Source organism: Saccharopolyspora gloriosae, assembly GCF_014203325.1.
Taxonomy (GTDB): Bacteria; Actinomycetota; Actinomycetes; order Mycobacteriales; family Pseudonocardiaceae; genus Saccharopolyspora_C; species Saccharopolyspora_C gloriosae.
In genome coordinates, this window is the sequence record NZ_JACHIV010000001.1 from 1480800 (window position 1) to 1496412 (window position 15613).

15 protein-coding genes are annotated in these 15613 nt (G+C 71.1%); 9 read left to right on the forward strand and 6 right to left on the reverse strand.

The window, feature by feature from the left end; all coding sequences use genetic code 11:
- Positions 1–14: 14 nt before the first annotated feature.
- Entirely contained in the window at positions 15–1424 is a 1410-nt protein-coding gene (locus tag BJ969_RS06700) for an RNA polymerase sigma factor (protein WP_184477966.1), read from the reverse strand.
- Positions 1425–1729: 305 nt separating this feature from the next.
- On the reverse strand, positions 1730–2491 hold the full coding sequence (gene ppgK / locus BJ969_RS06705; protein ID WP_184477967.1) for a polyphosphate--glucose phosphotransferase: 762 nt from the start codon (positions 2489–2491) through the stop codon (positions 1730–1732).
- A gap of 87 nt (positions 2492–2578) precedes the next feature.
- Between ppgK and BJ969_RS06710 the strand changes: the two genes are divergently transcribed.
- On the forward strand, positions 2579–3385 hold the full coding sequence (locus tag BJ969_RS06710) for an inositol monophosphatase family protein (protein ID WP_184484927.1): 807 nt from the start codon (positions 2579–2581) through the stop codon (positions 3383–3385).
- A 97-nt stretch (positions 3386–3482) separates the two neighbouring features.
- Here BJ969_RS06710 and cei read toward each other — a convergent pair whose 3' ends face one another.
- Complete coding sequence (cei, locus tag BJ969_RS06715; protein ID WP_184477968.1) at positions 3483–4187, reverse strand: envelope integrity protein Cei; 705 nt, start codon at positions 4185–4187, stop codon at positions 3483–3485.
- A gap of 383 nt (positions 4188–4570) precedes the next feature.
- On the opposite strand from cei, the gene BJ969_RS06720 reads away from it, so the two are divergent.
- Positions 4571–4873, forward strand: coding sequence for a DUF4193 domain-containing protein (locus BJ969_RS06720; RefSeq protein WP_184477969.1), 303 nt, complete (start codon positions 4571–4573; stop codon positions 4871–4873).
- Positions 4874–5286: 413 nt separating this feature from the next.
- Here the strand turns inward: BJ969_RS06720 and BJ969_RS06725 are convergent, their stop codons facing one another.
- The gene (locus BJ969_RS06725) at positions 5287–5790 is read right to left on the reverse strand and encodes a DUF3093 family protein (RefSeq protein WP_184477970.1); all 504 of its coding nucleotides are present in this window, start codon (positions 5788–5790) and stop codon (positions 5287–5289) included.
- A 24-nt stretch (positions 5791–5814) separates the two neighbouring features.
- Here BJ969_RS06725 and dut point away from each other — a divergent pair, with 24 nt between their 5' ends.
- From dut to BJ969_RS06745, 4 genes are all read left to right on the forward strand, one after another.
- Positions 5815–6309 carry a dUTP diphosphatase gene (gene dut / locus BJ969_RS06730; protein ID WP_184477971.1) on the forward strand — a complete coding sequence of 165 codons (495 nt, stop codon included), beginning with the start codon at positions 5815–5817 and terminating at the stop codon, positions 6307–6309.
- 4 nt (positions 6310–6313) lie between these two features.
- On the forward strand, positions 6314–6961 hold the full coding sequence (locus BJ969_RS06735) for a DUF3710 domain-containing protein (RefSeq protein WP_184477972.1): 648 nt from the start codon (positions 6314–6316) through the stop codon (positions 6959–6961).
- Between the two features lie 263 nt (positions 6962–7224).
- The gene (locus BJ969_RS06740; RefSeq protein WP_184477973.1) at positions 7225–7602 is read left to right on the forward strand and encodes an OB-fold nucleic acid binding domain-containing protein; all 378 of its coding nucleotides are present in this window, start codon (positions 7225–7227) and stop codon (positions 7600–7602) included.
- On the forward strand, positions 7599–8423 hold the full coding sequence (locus tag BJ969_RS06745) for a DUF3159 domain-containing protein (protein ID WP_184477974.1): 825 nt from the start codon (positions 7599–7601) through the stop codon (positions 8421–8423). The genes BJ969_RS06740 and BJ969_RS06745 overlap by 4 nt, the downstream gene beginning before the upstream one ends.
- Before the next feature lie 34 nt (positions 8424–8457).
- Here the strand turns inward: BJ969_RS06745 and BJ969_RS06750 are convergent, their stop codons facing one another.
- Both BJ969_RS06750 and BJ969_RS06755 read right to left on the reverse strand, forming a co-directional pair.
- Entirely contained in the window at positions 8458–9117 is a 660-nt protein-coding gene (locus BJ969_RS06750) for a potassium channel family protein (RefSeq protein WP_184477975.1), read from the reverse strand.
- Entirely contained in the window at positions 9117–9782 is a 666-nt protein-coding gene (locus BJ969_RS06755; protein WP_343071264.1) for a potassium channel family protein, read from the reverse strand. The genes BJ969_RS06750 and BJ969_RS06755 overlap by 1 nt, the downstream gene beginning before the upstream one ends.
- Positions 9783–10015: 233 nt before the next feature.
- Between BJ969_RS06755 and BJ969_RS06760 the strand changes: the two genes are divergently transcribed.
- The 3 genes from BJ969_RS06760 (at position 10016) to dxs (ending at position 15572) form a co-directional block, all read left to right on the forward strand.
- Positions 10016–12028, forward strand: a complete 2013-nt coding sequence (locus BJ969_RS06760) for an amino acid permease (RefSeq protein ID WP_184477977.1) — start codon at positions 10016–10018, stop codon at positions 12026–12028.
- A complete protein-coding gene (locus BJ969_RS06765; protein ID WP_184477978.1) occupies positions 12025–13269 on the forward strand; it encodes a TRAM domain-containing protein in 1245 nt (414 codons plus the stop codon). The genes BJ969_RS06760 and BJ969_RS06765 overlap by 4 nt, the downstream gene beginning before the upstream one ends.
- Before the next feature lie 371 nt (positions 13270–13640).
- Positions 13641–15572: a 1-deoxy-D-xylulose-5-phosphate synthase gene (gene dxs / locus BJ969_RS06770; RefSeq protein ID WP_184477979.1), complete on the forward strand. Its 1932-nt coding sequence runs from the start codon at positions 13641–13643 to the stop codon at positions 15570–15572.
- The last annotated feature ends 41 nt before the right edge of the window (positions 15573–15613 follow it).

Sequence of the window (15613 nt, forward strand, 5' to 3'; positions counted from 1 at the left end):
CTGCGTCCAGAGGCTCAGTCCAGGTAGTCGCGCAGCACCTGGGAGCGGGACGGGTGGCGCAGCTTCGACATCGTCTTCGACTCGATCTGCCGGATGCGCTCCCGCGTCACCCCGTAGACCTGGCCGATCTCGTCCAGCGTGCGCGGCTGGCCGTCGGTGAGGCCGAAGCGCAGCCGGACCACACCTGCCTCCCGCTCGGACAGCGTCGCCAGCACCGACTGCAGCTGGTCCTGCAGCAGCGTGAACGACACGGCGTCGACCGCGACGACCGCCTCGGAGTCTTCGATGAAGTCGCCGAGCTGGCTGTCGCCCTCGTCGCCGATCGTCTGGTCCAGCGAGATGGGCTCCCGGGCGTACTGCTGGATCTCCAGCACCTTCTCCGGGGTGATGTCCATTTCCTTCGCGAGCTCTTCGGGCGTGGGCTCGCGGCCCAGGTCCTGCAGCAGCTCGCGCTGGATGCGACCCAGCTTGTTGATGACCTCGACCATGTGCACCGGGATGCGGATGGTGCGCGCCTGGTCGGCCATCGCGCGGGTGATCGCCTGCCGGATCCACCACGTCGCGTAGGTGGAGAACTTGTAACCCTTGGTGTAGTCGAACTTCTCCACCGCGCGGATCAGACCGAGGTTGCCCTCCTGGATCAGGTCCAGGAACGCCATGCCGCGGCCCGTGTAGCGCTTGGCGAGGCTGACCACCAGTCGCAGGTTCGCTTCCAGCAGGTGGTTCTTGGCCCGCTCACCGTCCCGGACGATCCAGCGCAGGTCGCGCTTCATCTGGAAGGTCAGCTTCTCGTCGGCCTCTTCGGCCTGGCGCAACCGCTCCGCGCCGTAGAGGCCGGCCTCGATGCGCTTGGCGAGCTCGACCTCCTCCTCGGCGTTGAGCAGCGCCACCTTGCCGATCTGCTTGAGGTAGGCGCGCACCGAGTCGGCGGAAGCGGTGAGCTCGGCGTCCTTGCGGGCCTGCCGCAGCGCCTCGGACTCCTCCTCGTCCCAGACGAAGTCGGAGTCGGTCTTGCCGTCCTCGTCCTCGGGGACGGTCGGCTCCTCCGGGATCTCCACTTCGACTTCGGCGAGGTCGCCGACGTCGGGCGACGTCAGGTCGGTCTCGATCGGTTCGTCGATCTCCATGCCCTCGCCGGACTTGGCCGCGTTCTTCGCGGAACCGGCCTTGCCCGCCGCCGACTTGGCCGGAGCGGCCTTGGTGCCCTTCTTGGCCGCCGCCGGCTTGGCGGCGGTCTTGCGGCCCGCCGGCTTGGCGCCTGTCGCGGACTTGGCCTTCGCCGCGCCGGTACCGGCCTGGCCGGTCTCCTCCTGCGCGGACGCCTCGGTCTGGGACTGGGATGCGGACTGGGCCGACGAAGACTGGCCACCGCCGGCGGTTGCAGCGGAGCTGGAGCGTCGGGTTGCGGTTTCTGCGGCTGCCACGTACGCCCTTTCGCGACGGTCGATCAGGGCAGGCCGGAGGGCGCGAAACCTCGGCCGCCAGAGGTCGGGGACGACCCACCTTCCAGAACTTCCGAAGCGGACTTGGAGCCGGCTGAACGCCTGCTCGGCGCCGGGCCGGAGGTCCCGGATGAGGTCGGTCGTGTTCCATTGTAACCGCGTCGGTGGAGTGCGGTTCCGCTGCAAGGCCGAGATCGGTCCCATCGCAGCGCAACGCGGTCCTGTGCGGGTCACTCGGATGGCGTACCGGGGAAACGTCGGCGACATCGCCCCGGCAACCGTGAAGATCAGTGTTCGAGCAGTGCGGCCGCAGCCGTCGCCGCGCCCACGATCCCCGCATCGTTCTTTAACGTCGCCGCCACGATCGGAGTGCGGATGTCCAGCAGCGGGAGCCACTTGTGGGCCTTCTTGCTGACACCGCCGCCCGCGATGAACAGATCGGGCCAGAGGAACTTCTCCAGGCCCTGGATGTAGCGGCTGACCCGAGGCGCCCATTCCGGGTAGCTCAGGTCCAGGTCGTCCTTCACCGAGGCCGCGGCCTGCTTCTCCGCGTCGTGCCCCTCGACCTCGATGTGCCCGAACTCGGTGTTCGGGATGAGCTTGCCGTCGAGGAACATGGCGCTGCCGATGCCGGTGCCGAAGGTCAGCACCACCACCAGGCCGGAACGTCCCGCTCCCGCGCCGGAGCGCATCTCGGCGAGGCCGGCGGCGTCGGCGTCATTGAGCACGACGACGTCCCCCCGGTCCCGGCCGAGCCGTTCCGCGAACAGGCCCTGCGCGTCGGTGCCGATCCAGCTCTTGTCGATGTTCGCCGCGGAGTGCGCGGTGCCCTCTTTGATCACGCTGGGCAAGGTGACTCCGACCGGGCCGGACCAGCCGAACTTCTCGGCTATCTCCGCGACCGCGTCGGCCACCGCATCCGGTGTCGAGGGGTGTGGGGTGGGGATTCGCATGCGTTCTTCGGCCAGCACACCACCGTCGATGTCCACCGGACACCCCTTGATGCCGGACCCGCCGATATCCACGCCGAAACCGCGGGCAGTGCCCATGCCCGATCCTTCCTATTCGATTCAGAACGAGGTGTGCAGACCTTAACCGCGCTGTGCTGCGATGTGAACGTGGGACTGACAGCTGACATGGACAACGAAACCCTCCGAACCGTCGCGGTGCAGGTCGCGGGCGAGGCGGCCGAACTGGCGCGCACGATTCGTGACGAATCGGTGACCGGCGGTGCCGTGGGAACGAAGAGCAGCGAGACCGACGTCGTCACCGCCGCCGACCGCGCGGCGGAGCGGCTCGTGCGCGACCGGCTCGCCGATTTGCGGCCCGGCGAGTCGGTGCTGGGCGAGGAAGAAGGCGGCGCGGCGGCGCTGGAAGGACTCCGCTGGGTCGTCGACCCGATCGACGGCACGGTCAACTACCTCTACGGCTACCCCTGGTACGCGGTGTCGCTGGCCGCGCAGGTCGACGGGAGGTCGATCGCCGGAGCGGTCGTCGAGCCCGTCTCCGGCCGCGTGTGGAGCGCCGCAGCGGGCGGCGGGGCGTTCTGCGACGGCGAGCCGCTGCGCGTGTCGGGCGCCGAGCGCCTCGACCTGGCTCTGGTCGGCACCGGGTTCGCCTACGACGTGGATCGCAGGCGCGCGCAGGCGTCGGCGACCGGACGGCTGCTGGGGCAGGTGCGCGACATCCGCCGTTCCGGCGCCGCCTCGCTGGACCTGTGCGCGGTCGCGGCCGGCTGGCTCGACGCCTACTACGAGGTCGGGCTCAAGCGGTGGGACTGGGCGGCGGGAGCGCTCGTCGCCCAGGAAGCGGGAGCGCACCTGCGGCTCCCGGCGGCCGGGACGGCCGACGGGCTCGGTGACGAGGCCATGGTGTGCGCGACGCCGGGCATCGCGGACTCCCTCGGCGAGGCGCTGCGCGCCGCCGGAGCGGGCGAGGTCTGACGCACGACGATGCCCGCCCCGCCGTTGCGGACGGCGGGGCGGGCATCGATGCGTTCAGCGGCTCGGCGAACGTCGAATTCGCCGGATCGGGCGAAGCTCAGCAGGCCACGTCGCGGGCGGCCGTGAGCAGTTCCTCATCGACCTGCGGCGGCCGGACCTCTTGCTCGGCACCGCCCTGCGGGACCCAGTTCTTGAGCTCCTGGAGGATCTGGCGGGCCTCCGGCTTGCTCTTGATGTCCTTGAAGTCCGACCCCAGCGCCAGGTCCAGCGAGGAGCCGGTGCGGTCGTCGCGCACCAGCTGGGCGCACGGCACCATCAGGCTCAGCGTGCGGGCCTGGCTCGCCCCGGCACCGCCGAAGCGGATCTGGCCGTGGCAGTTGAGGTCGTAGTTCGGGTAGACCGGGTCGTTGTCCGGTTCACCGCCGGGAGCGAAACCGATGTTCGTCAGCTCCTGGCTGATCAGGCCCGCCTGGTTGGCCTCGCCGTTGCCGTTGAGCACGCGCACCCGCACGTCCCGCGCGGGGACCGGAGTGGTGCGGTCCAGCGCGTTCCGGCTCAGCATCTGCCCCAGCGCGGCCGGCTGCTCCGGCTGCGGCTCGGCCGTGGGTTCCGGGGCGGCGGTCGGCGCGCCCGGGAGGGTGCACCGGGTCGCGGTCTCGATGTCCTCGGTGGTCTCGAAGACCCGTGTCCACACGAACCCGGACAGGACGACCAGCAGCCCCAGCACCAGCAGAGCGGGCAGCGGTCGACGTCGCCGGTATCGAGGGCCCTGGCGGCCCCAGCGTGAAGTCGCGGCTGACACGTCCTGCCACTCTCCCTTGCCGTCATCGGATCGGACGTTGCGCGATCAGCCTAGGCGCTCGTGGTTGGTTCCGCGTCGCCGGACGGGCCGTCGTGTCGCACTCGTTGCGTCTGCTGAAGCAGACGTCCGGGTGATCTTGTTGGATGCTCTGGTGCAGTGCACACCACACAAATGGGTGACCTCATGCGTCCGCCGTTCCTGGATGGGCTACCCTCTCGGCGCCTCGGGCAGTGACGGGGAGCGAGAGACGCTCGTTTCGGGGGAACTTGGGGCGCAGCAAGGCGAGATCACCGTCACGCAAGCCCTCGGGCACAAATGAGAGCCCTGGAACGTTTACCAGCGGCACACCATTGCAGTCTCCACTATCGCAGGGGTGAATCACGATGGCGACCGACTACGACGCTCCGCGCCGCAGCGAGTCCGAGGAAATGACGGAAGACTCGTTGGAGGAGCTCAAGGCGCGGCGCAATGAAGCGCAATCCGGTGTCGTCGACACCGATGAATCGGAGATCGCGGAGAACTTCGAGTTGCCGGGAGCCGATCTGTCCGGGGAGGAGATGACCGTCAAGGTCCTGCCGAAGCAGGCCGACGAGTTCACCTGCTCCAGCTGCTTCCTGGTGCACCACCGGAGCAGGCTCGCGGAGGAGCGCAACGGCGGTCTGATCTGCCGCGACTGCGCGCTCTGAGCAGTTCCGGACGGGGTCCGCGGGCGGGGTGGCCTGCGGTGACGTCCGGCCGGGGTCCGGTGGCGGGGTCGACCTGGAGGGGCGGTCCTGATGGCCGGACCGGCCGGTTCGGGCGTCCGAGCCCGCTGCGGCTCGGAGGCACTCCGGCCGGTGGGTGACCGGCTTGGCGTCGCGGGGGATCGGCCGCGGCGAATCGAGCGGCGACCGGCAGGCGCACCAATCGAACACGGACCTGGGCACACGCGGTGGTCGTGCGCCCAGGTTTGTTGTTTCCCGATCGGGGAAACCGTCGTTGCCCGATCGTCCCGCGGTGGTCCGTGAATCCCGATGCGGCGCGAGCCGCGTTCCACTCGGATCGCGCCGGACGATCCGGCATCAGGGCGAATGGCACCACTCGGCGGGACGAGTGCGCCTCACCGCCGCAATGCCGCCGCCAATTGCTCCGGACGGCGGGTGCTCACCACCCAATAGGGCGTCGGATCGTCCTCGTCGTCGAGCCAGACGCGCACCGAGGTCGGTGCCCACGGCCGGTGCACCACGAACGCGGCCGGGTCCAGGTCGGGGCCCAGCGCCGTGCGCTTCTCCTCGGCGGGGACGACCTCGACGTCCTCGATGAACCGCAGCGGCAGGTGGGCGTCGCCCACCCACAGCTCGCCGCCGGTGATCTCGATCTTCGTGCGGCCGAGCCACAGCGGTACCGCCACCGCGATCGGCAGCAGCAGCACGTACGGCAGCCAGGCGCGGATGCCGGGGTAACCCATGTGCACCTCGGCGGCCAGCAGGATCGCCATGACCAGCGGTAGCGGCCAGGTCCACCAGGACGCGAACAAGCGCTCCCGGTAGACCGCGGGCTCGCTCTCGTTCCCCTGACCGGGGGTGTCCGCGGCTGGGCTGGTTGCTTCTGCGCTCTCCGACACGCCTCCAGGGTAGTCTCGCCGCCCGTGCCGAACGTGAAGGTCCTGTTGACCCGTCTCGACCCCGACGTACCGATCCCGTCCTACGCCCGGCCCGGTGATGCCGGCGCCGATCTGGTGACGACCAGCGACCTGGTGCTGCGGCCCGGCGAGCGAGCGCTCGTCGGTACCGGCGTCTCGCTGGCGTTACCGGAGGGCTACGCCGGTTTCGTGCACCCGCGTTCCGGGCTGGCCGCGCGAGCGGGGCTGGGGGTGGTGAACGCTCCCGGCACCGTCGATTCGGGGTACCGGGGTGAGATCAAGGTCTGCTTGATCAATCATGATCGTGCTGAGACCTTGTCGTTGCGACGCGGTGACCGCATCGCGCAGCTGGTCGTGCAACGCGTGGAGAGCGCGGTGTTCGAGGAGGTCGAGCGGTTGCCCGACTCGCAGCGGGGGACCGGTGGTCATGGATCCACCGGCGGGCACGAGGTGCTGACGGGGCCGGCGTCCGCCGGGGCCGATCACAGGACGGAGGTCTGAGGGGATGTTCGGATTGGGCCGTCGCGGGCGAGGCTCGCGGCAGGACGAGGCCGGGCCGTCCGAGAACGCGGACGTGGCCGGGGCCGCCACCGGGGACGAGTCCGGGCTGGGGCCGTACGACCTCAGCGAGCTTCCCGAGGGCGACGACGTGGAGCGGCTCGACCTGGGCTCGGTGCGCCTGCCGATCCCGGAGGGCAGCCAGCTGCAGGTCGAGGTGGACCCGGCGGGGCCGGTGCGCGCCGTGCACCTGGTGACGCAGGTGGGCCGGTTGACCATCAGCGCGTTCGCCGCCCCGCGCAGTGCCGAGCTGTGGCCCGAGGTGCGCAACGAGCTGGCGGAGCAGCTGCGCCGGGACGGCGCCAAGGTCGGCCAGCAGGACGGCGAGTGGGGCCCGGAACTGGTCGCCGACTCGCCGCGGGCGGCGCTGCGGTTCGTCGGCATCGACGGTCCGCGCTGGATGGTCCGAGGGGTCGCGGCGGGGCCGGGGGAGACCGCCGAGGCGTGCTCCAAGCTGCTGTACACCGTGCTGGACGACACCGTCGTGGTGCGCGGTGACGATCCGCTGCCGGTGCGCACGCCGCTGCCGATCGAGTTGCCGGAGTCCATCGCGCGGCACATCCAGCAGTCGCAGAACGGTGAGCAGCAGGCCTAGCGGCCGCCGCCGTCGCCGTTCCGGGGCGGTCCTGCCGCGCGTTGCGGGCGCCGCAGGACACCCCCGGACGTGCCAGGATGACCTGATCGTGTGATCAAGTTCGAATTGCCGCCAGGATGGCGACGTGCCGCTGAGCACGGGCTACGCTGGTGTCCGGAGCGCGCAGCAGTGCCCCGAGAAGTCACCGGAGAACCCGGCGGCCGCCGCCTCTGGGCGGTTTCCGCCGATCGTGTTCGATCCCAGGCGTACGTGGAGCGCTAGCGATGAGCAACACCGGGGGCGGCTACTGGCGCCGCCTCATGCGTCGTCTGACCAGCGATGTCGCCGAGCTCGACGCCGACGACCTCTCCGAACGCTCGCAGGCGAGCGGGGCGCAGCGGGCCTGCGACTGCCGGTGCGGCCAGGAGGCCGTGGTGCTCGGCAGGCTGCGCAGCGTCGACATGTCGCCGACGAACTCCGCTCCGACGTTGGAAGCAGAACTGTTCGACGGCACCGAGGGCGTCACCCTCGTGTGGCTCGGCCGGCGCCGGATCACCGGCATCGAACCGGGCCGCACCATCAAGGCCCGCGGCAGGATCGCGGTCCGGGACGGCTGCAAAGTGCTGTACAACCCCTACTACGAGTTGCAGAACACCGCATGAGCGAACGCGACACACCGGCCCCCGACCAGGGCCCCGGCTCGGCTTCGCCGAGCACCGGGCCCGCGGGCTCGCCGGGACGGGCACCGACCGACGGCGAGGCCGCTCCGGCGGCCGAGCAGACCCTGCTGGAGCAGATGGGCGGTGTCTCCGGGCTGGCCTATTCGGCCGTGCCGATCGTGGTCTTCGTCGTGGTCAACGCGTTGACCGGGCTGATGCCCGCGATCTGGGCCGCCGTCGGGCTGGCGGTGGCCATCGCGGTGTGGCGGCTGGTGCGCAAGGAACCGCTGCAGCCCGCGATCTCCGGGGTGCTCGGGGTGGCGGTGTGCTCGTTCATCGCCTACCGCTCCGGTGACGCGAAGGGCTTCTTCCTGCTGGGCATCTGGACGAGCCTGGTGTACGGCGGCGCGTTCCTGCTGTCGGTGCTGGTGCGCTGGCCGCTGGTCGGCGTGGCCTGGTCCGCGCTGAACTCGCTGGGCATGGGGTGGCGCAAGCACCGCGCGGCCCTGCGCGCGTACGACCTGGCGACGCTGGCGTGGGTCGTGGTGTTCGCCGCGAAGTACGTCGTGCAGCAGTGGCTGTACAACGCGGACCAGACCGGCTGGCTGGCGTTCGCCCGCATCGCCATGGGGTATCCGCTGACGGCGCTGGCGTTGATCGTGACGGTCTGGGCGGTCCGCCGAGCTTCGAAGATCTCGCAGGAGGCCGCGGACCGGGAGCTCGCCGAGCAGGAGGCGGCCGACCGCGCGGCCTACGCCCGCCACTCCGGCCTCCCGGAGCAGGCGGCGGGGGAACCGGAGCGTCCAGGACCCGCCACCGGCTGAAATCCGGACCGGAGCTCGCGGGTGCGGGCTCCGGTCAGCGGCCGTGGACGACTTCGCGGATCCGCTGCTCCATCTCCGCGGCGGCGACGAACAGCATCTCGTCGCCCGCTTCCACCGGGTCGTCCGGCTGCGGCACGATGACCCGCCCGCCGCGCAGGATCGTCACCAGCGCCGCGTCCGGCGGCAGCTCGAGGTCCCGGACCCGGTGACCGGCCAGCGGTGTGTCCGGCGGGAGCGTGATCTCGACCAGGTTCGCCTGGCCCTGGCGCAGCGTCATCAGCCGCACCAGATCGCCGACGTTGACGGCCTCCTCGACCATCGCGGCCAGCATCCGCGGCGTGGACACCGCCACGTCGACGCCCCAGGCGTCGGTGAACAGCCATTCGTTGCGCGGGTCGTTGACCCTGGCCACCACGCGCCGCACCGCGAACTCGGTCTTGGCCAGCAGCGCCACCACCAGGTTGACCTTGTCGTCGCCGGTGGCCGCGATGACCACGTCGCAGGACTGCAACCCGGCCTCTTCCAGCGAGGCGAGCTCGCAGGCGTCGGCGAGGACCCACTCGATGCCGGGAATGCTCTTCGGCCGGTAGTTCTCGGTGCTGCGCTCGATGAGCATGACCTCGTGGCCCCCGTCGAGCAGTTCGCTGGCGATGGAGTGGCCGACGGCTCCGGCGCCGGCGATCGCGATGCGCATCACTCGGTCTCCTCTGGTCCGCGCAGAGCGGCTGCGGTGACGTCGGTGACGGTGCCGGACAGCGCGGCGACGTAGAGCGCGTCGTCGGCCTGGATGACGGTCTTCGGCTCCGGCAGCACGCCGTTGCCGAAGCGCATGACGAACGCCACGCGGGCCCCGATGGTGCTCTCCAAGTCGACGATGCGGTGACCGACCCAGTCCTCGTGCAGCGGGAGCTGCAGCACCGCGACCGCGCCGGAGGGTTCCCGCCAGGCGGTGGCGACGCCTTCGGGCAGCAGCATCCGCAGGAAGCGGTCCGTGGTCCACGGCACGGTCGCCACGGTGGGGATGCCGAGCCGCTGGTAGACCTCGGCCCGCTTGGGGTCGTAGATGCGGGCCACGACGTGCTCCACGCCGAAGGTCTCGCGGGCCACGCGGGCGGCGATGATGTTGGAGTTGTCGCCGTTGGAGACCGCCGCGAACGCCGCCGCGGATTCGATGCCCGCTTCGACGAGCACGTCGCGGTCGAATCCGTTGCCGGTGATCTGGTGGCCGGTGAAGTCCTTGCCCAGCCGGTGGAACGCGGTGTCGTCCTTGTCCACGACGGCGACGGTGTGGTCGAGCCGTTGCAGGGCCGTGGCCAGGGAGGCCCCGACCCGGCCGCAGCCCAGGATCACGACGTGCACGGCCTGTCTCCTTGTCACGGGCGTGTCGGCGGCGCCTCGCCGCGTCAGCGTGACGGTACCCGGCAGCGCACCTGAGCGGTGTCCGCACGCGTGCCCCGACGGGAACCGCCGCTTCCAGCGCTGCACCGTATCCGAGGCCCGGCGCACGGCACCGGCCACCGGGTCGGCCGCGACCCGCGCGACGACGGGCGGGCGCGGGAGCGCGAGCGGGCGGAGCACTTACGCTCATGGCCGTGTCCAAGCTCGCGACCGCGACAAAACGCCTGCTGGTGGGGCGTCCGTTCCGCAGTGACCGGTTGGCGCACACGTTGCTGCCCAAGCGGCTGGCGTTGCCGGTGTTCGCCTCCGACGCCATGTCCTCGGTGGCCTACGCCCCGGAAGAGATCTTCCTGGTGCTCTCGGTCGCCGGCCTGTCCGCGTACGCCTTCACGCCGTGGGTGGGGGCGCTGGTCGCGCTGGTGATGCTCACCGTCGTGGCCAGCTACCGGCAGAACGTGCGGGCCTACCCGTCCGGCGGCGGCGACTACGAGGTCGCGACGGTGAACCTGGGCAAGCAGGCTGGGCTCACGGTGGCCAGCGCGCTGCTCGTGGACTACGTGCTGACCGTGGCGGTGTCGATCTCCTCGGCGGCGGCGAACATCGGGGCGCTGATCCCGTTCGTGGCCACCCACAAGGTGTGGTTCGCGGTGGCCGCGATCGTCGCGCTCACCGCCATCAATCTGCGCGGGCTGCGCGAATCGGGCGGTTTCCTGGCGGTGCCGGTGTACGCGTTCCTGCTCGGCGTCCTCGGCATGATCGCGTTCGGGGTGTTCCGCGCGCTGGTGCTGGGCCAGCCGATGCGGGCGGAGAGCGCCACCGTCGAGATCATGCCGGACGAGAACCAGCTGGCGGGGCTCGCGTTCGTCTTCCTGGTGATGCGGGCGTTCTCGCAGGGAGCGGCGGCGCTGACCGGCGTGGAAGCGATCAGCAACGGCGTCCCGGCGTTCCGCAAGCCCAAGTCCCGCAACGCCGCGACGACCCTGCTCATGATGGGCGTGATCTCGGTGACCATGCTGATGGGCCTGATCTACCTGGCCCAGATCACCGGGGTGCGGATCGCGGAGAACCCGGCCGCGCAGATCATCTCGGCCCCGCCGGGCTACGAGCAGAAGACGATGGTGGCGCAGGTCGCGGACGCGGTCTTCAGCGTCTTCCCACCCGGCGCGTACTACGTGACCGGGGTGACGGCGATCATCCTGGTGCTGGCGGCGAACACGGCGTTCAACGGCTTCCCGGTGCTCGGATCGATCCTCGCCCAGGACCGCTACCTGCCGCGCCAGTTCCACACCCGCGGCGACCGGCTGGCGTTCTCCAACGGGATCCTGTTCCTCGCCGCGTTCGCGGTGGTGCTGGTGATGGCCTTCGACGCGGAGGTCACCAGGCTGGTGCAGCTCTACGTGGTGGGCGTGTTCGTCTCGTTCACGGTGAGCCAGACCGGCATGGTGCGGCACTGGAACCGGCTGCTGCGCAAGGAGAAGGACCCGCTGGCGCGGCGCCGGATGCGGCGCTCGCAGGCGATCAACGGGTTCGGCCTGCTGATGACCGGTTCCGTGCTGCTGATCGTGCTGGTCACGAAGTTCGCGAAGGGCGCGTGGATCGCGCTGGCGGCGATGGGCGCGATCTACCTGCTGATGACCGCGATCCGCAGGCACTACGACTCGGTGCAGGAGGAGCTGGCGCGCTACGACGCGGAGCCCGCGGTGCTGCCGTCCCGGAACTACGCCATCGTGCTGGTGTCGCAGCTGCACCTGCCCACGTTGCGCGCGCTCGCGTACGCGCGGGCGACGCGTCCGGACACGTTGGAGGCGGTCACGGTGAACGTCGACGACGCGGGGACCCGGACGTTGCGGGCCGCCTGGGAATCGAAGGACATGCCGGTGCCGCTGAAGGTGATCGAGTCCCCGTACCGTGAGGTGACTCGGCCGCTGATCGAATACGTGAAGCGGGTCCGCCGCAACAGCCCGCGCGACGTGGTGACCGTGTTCATCCCGGAGTACGTGGTGGGGCGCTGGTGGGAGCAGGTGCTGCACAACCAGAGCGCGTTGCGGCTCAAGGGCAGGTTGCTGTTCGAACCGGGTGTGATGGTGACGAGCGTGCCGTGGCAGCTCGCGTCGTCGACCCGTGCGAAGCAGCGTGCCAAGCAGCGGGTGATGCCGGGCGCGTTGCGTCGCGGTTTGGGCGAATCGAAGGGAAATGAACGTCGGTGACCGGCAAGTTGGATTGGACCGGCAAGCGTCTGAAGCTGGACGTGGGGCCGGTGGCGCACGGCGGCCACTGCGTGGCCAGGCATGAGGGACGGGTCGTGTTCGTGCGTCACGCCTTGCCGGGTGAGGTGGTCCTCGCCGAGGTCACCGACGATCCCGGCAAGAGCTTCTGCCGCGCCGACGCGGTGGAGGTCTTCACCGCGGCGGAGGGGCGCGTGGCGCCGCCCTGCCCGTTGGCGGACATGGCGCTGGGCCACGACCGCTGCGGCGGGTGCGATTGGCAGCACGCCGACGGTTCGACGCAGCGGGAGTTGAAGGCCGCGGTCATCCGCGAGCAGTTGCAGCGGCTCGCCGGGCTGGACCGCGAGGTCGAGGTGCGGGAGCTGCCGGGCGGCCTGCTGCGCTGGCGCACGCGGGTGCGGCTGGCGGTGGACCGGGTGGGCCGGCCGGGGTTCCACCCGCACCGCAGCCACCGGGTGCTGCCGGTGGACGACTGCCCGATCACCGTGCAGGGCGCGCTGGACGGGTTGACCGACCGCGAGTGGCCGCAGGGCGCAGAGCTGGAGGTCGCCGCGGACGCGGACGCCGAGGTCCACGTCACGCAGCGGGAGCGCGCGCCGCAGCGCCGCCGCGGCAAGCGCACCCCGGTGGTCAACACGCACGTGCGGGGTTCCGGGGTCGCGCGGGAACGCGCCGCGGGGCGCTCGTGGGAGTTCTCCGCCGACGGCTTCTGGCAGGTGCACCCGGCCGCGGCGGACACGTTCGCCCAGGTCGTCGGCCGGATGGCCGCGGTGCCGCAGGGCGGCGTGGCGTGGGACCTCTACGGCGGTGTGGGGCTGTTCGCGGCGGTGCTCGCCGAGCAGGCGGGCCCGGGTGGCGAGGTGTCCATGGTGGAGTCCTCGCGCCGGGCGACGGAGGACGCGGTGGCGAACCTGCGCGACCTGCCCCAGGTGTCGTTCCGGGCGGGCACCGTCGAGGACGTCCTCGACGACGACACGCTGCCCACGCCCGACGTGGTCGTGCTGGACCCGCCGCGCAAGGGCGCGGGACGACGGATCGTCGAGGCGGTGTGCGCGGCCGGGCCTGCGCGCGTGGTGCACGTGGCGTGCGATCCGGCCGCGTTGGCGCGCGACGTGAGCCTGTTCGCCGAGCAGGGGTACCGGCTCGCCGACCTGGAGGCGTTCGACGCGTTCCCGATGACGCACCACATGGAGTGCATCGCCCTGCTGGAACGCGAGGCCTGACGAGCGCGCGGCTTCCCGCCCCGTGCGGGGAGCCGCGGCTGCTCCAGCGGCGATGTCGTGCCCGGATTCGAGGACGTTCCGTGTTCGCGTTACTCGGAACGGGTGGTGATTGCTCCCCTCGACCGGAGGAAATCCCGGCGTTCGAGCGGGTTCCGAACGCCGCATCGCGGCGGTAGCCGCCGGTCCCGCGCCTGCCGCGGTCCTCCGGCCCGGTGATCTCACTCATCGCGGTTGCTGCGTACCTTGTCCCGAGCGGGTGGTCATGCTCCGTAGACTGGTCGCCGGTCCCCCAGGGGTGCGCCCGGCCGTCGCGCGGCCCCCCGCACGGGTGGTGAAGGCAAGTGACGCGGGATGACGAACGAGGTGGAGCGGTGACGCTGCTGGAATCCGTGCAAGGTCCGGACGACCTGAAACGCCTGGAGCACGGTGAGCTGGTGGAGCTGGCCGCTGAGATCCGGTCCTTCTTGATCCAGAAGGTGTCCCGCACAGGTGGGCACCTCGGCCCGAACCTGGGCGCGGTGGAGCTCACGCTGGCCCTGCACCGGGTCTTCGACTCGCCGCGGGACGCGGTGGTCTTCGACACCGGGCACCAGGCGTACGTGCACAAGATCGTGACCGGTAGGCAGGAAGGCTTCGACCGGCTGCGCAAGCGGGACGGCCTGTCCGGCTACCCGTCGCGCGCCGAGAGCGAGCACGACCTGGTGGAGAATTCGCACGCCTCCACCTCGCTGTCCTACGCCGACGGGCTGGCGCGGTCGTTCCAGCTCACCGGCGGTGGGCGGCACGCGGTGGCGGTCGTCGGCGACGGCGCGCTCACCGGCGGCATGTGCTGGGAGGCGCTGAACAACATCGCGGCCGACCAGGAACGCCCGCTGGTCATCGTCGTCAACGACAACGGCCGCTCCTACGCGCCCACCATCGGTGGTTTCGCGGAGCACCTGTCGGCGCTGCGGCTCAACCCGGGCTACGAGAAGGCGCTGGAGCGCGGTCGCAGCACGCTGCGCAACCTGCCGGTCGTGGGGCGCCCGCTCTACACCGGGCTGCACGCCGCGAAGTCGGGGCTCAAGGACGCGTTCAGCCCGCAGGTCATGTTCTCCGACCTCGGCATCAAGTACCTCGGGCCGGTCGACGGCCACGACATGAAGGCCATGGAGCAGGCGCTGACCATGGCGCGCTCCTTCGGCGGTCCGGTGATCGTGCACGCGGTGACCCGCAAGGGCAACGGCTTCGCCCCGGCGGAGAACCACGAGGCCGACCAGATGCACCAGGTCAAGGTGATCGACCCGGAGACGGGGGTGCCGACCTCGCCGACGCCGAAGAGCTGGACGAACGTGTTCTCCGAGGAACTCGTGCGCATCGGCGGCGAGCGTTCCGACGTGGTCGCGATGACGGCCGCCATGCTCGGACCGACGGGGCTGGACAAGTTCGCCAAGGCCTACCCGGACCGGTGCTTCGACGTGGGCATCGCCGAGCAGCACGCCATGACGTCGGCGGCGGGCATGGCGATGGGCGGGTTGCACCCGGTGTTCGCGGTGTACTCGACGTTCCTGAACCGCGCGTTCGACCAGCTGCTGATGGACGTGGCGCTGCACCGCCAGCCGGTGACGGTCACCTTGGACCGCTCCGGGGTCACCGGTGACGACGGGGCCAGCCACAACGGCATGTGGGACCTGTCGATCCTCAACGTGATCCCCGGCATCAGGGTGGCGGCGCCGCGCGACGCGGTGACGCTGCGCGAGGAGCTGCGCGAGGCCGTCGCCGTCGACGACGGGCCGACGGTGGTGCGGTTCTCGAAGGGCTCCGTGATCGAGGAGGTGCCCGCGCTGGAGCGCGTCGGCGGTGTGGACGTGCTGCACCGTCCCGCCGGCGGCGAGGACGGCGATGTGCTGCTCGCGGTCGTCGGCGCGTTCGGCGAGACCGCGGTGGCCGCGGCGCGGCGGCTGGCCGCGCAGGGCATCGGGGTCACCGTCGTCGACCCGCGCTGGATGAAGCCGGTGCCGGAGCAGGTCGTCGCGATGGCCGCCGAGCACAAGCTGGTCGTGACGCTGGAGGACTCCGGGCGCAACGGTGGTTTCGGCTGGTCGCTGGCCGCCGCGCTGCGCGACGCCGGGGTGGACGTGCCGTTGCGCGATCTCGCGGTGCCCAACGAGTTCCTGCTGCACGCCTCGCGCGAGCAGGTGCTCGCGGAGCTGGGCCTGACCGAGCAGGACGTGGCGCGGCGCATCACGGAGTGGTTCGCCGACCGGATCCGCACGGCGCAGCAGGACAACGAGCTCGACAGCCCCGTTCGCCGCGAGGCGTGAGCCCTCGGCGGTGGGCGGCCGGACCGGTCGCCCACCGCTGG

Bases quoted from the DNA above. Each gene is read 5' to 3' on its own strand.
- BJ969_RS06720 (WP_184477969.1), top strand. From the start codon at position 4,571: ATGGCGACCGACTACGACGCTCCGCGCCGCAGCGAGTCCGAGGAAATG.
- BJ969_RS06745 (WP_184477974.1), top strand. From the start codon at position 7,599: ATGAGCGAACGCGACACACCGGCCCCCGACCAGGGCCCCGGCTCGGCT.
- BJ969_RS06710 (WP_184484927.1), top strand. From the start codon at position 2,579: ATGGACAACGAAACCCTCCGAACCGTCGCGGTGCAGGTCGCGGGCGAG.
- BJ969_RS06750 (WP_184477975.1), bottom strand. From the start codon at position 9,117: ATGCGCATCGCGATCGCCGGCGCCGGAGCCGTCGGCCACTCCATCGCC.
- BJ969_RS06735 (WP_184477972.1), top strand. From the start codon at position 6,314: ATGTTCGGATTGGGCCGTCGCGGGCGAGGCTCGCGGCAGGACGAGGCC.
- BJ969_RS06740 (WP_184477973.1), top strand. From the start codon at position 7,225: ATGAGCAACACCGGGGGCGGCTACTGGCGCCGCCTCATGCGTCGTCTG.
- ppgK (WP_184477967.1), bottom strand. From the start codon at position 2,491: ATGGGCACTGCCCGCGGTTTCGGCGTGGATATCGGCGGGTCCGGCATC.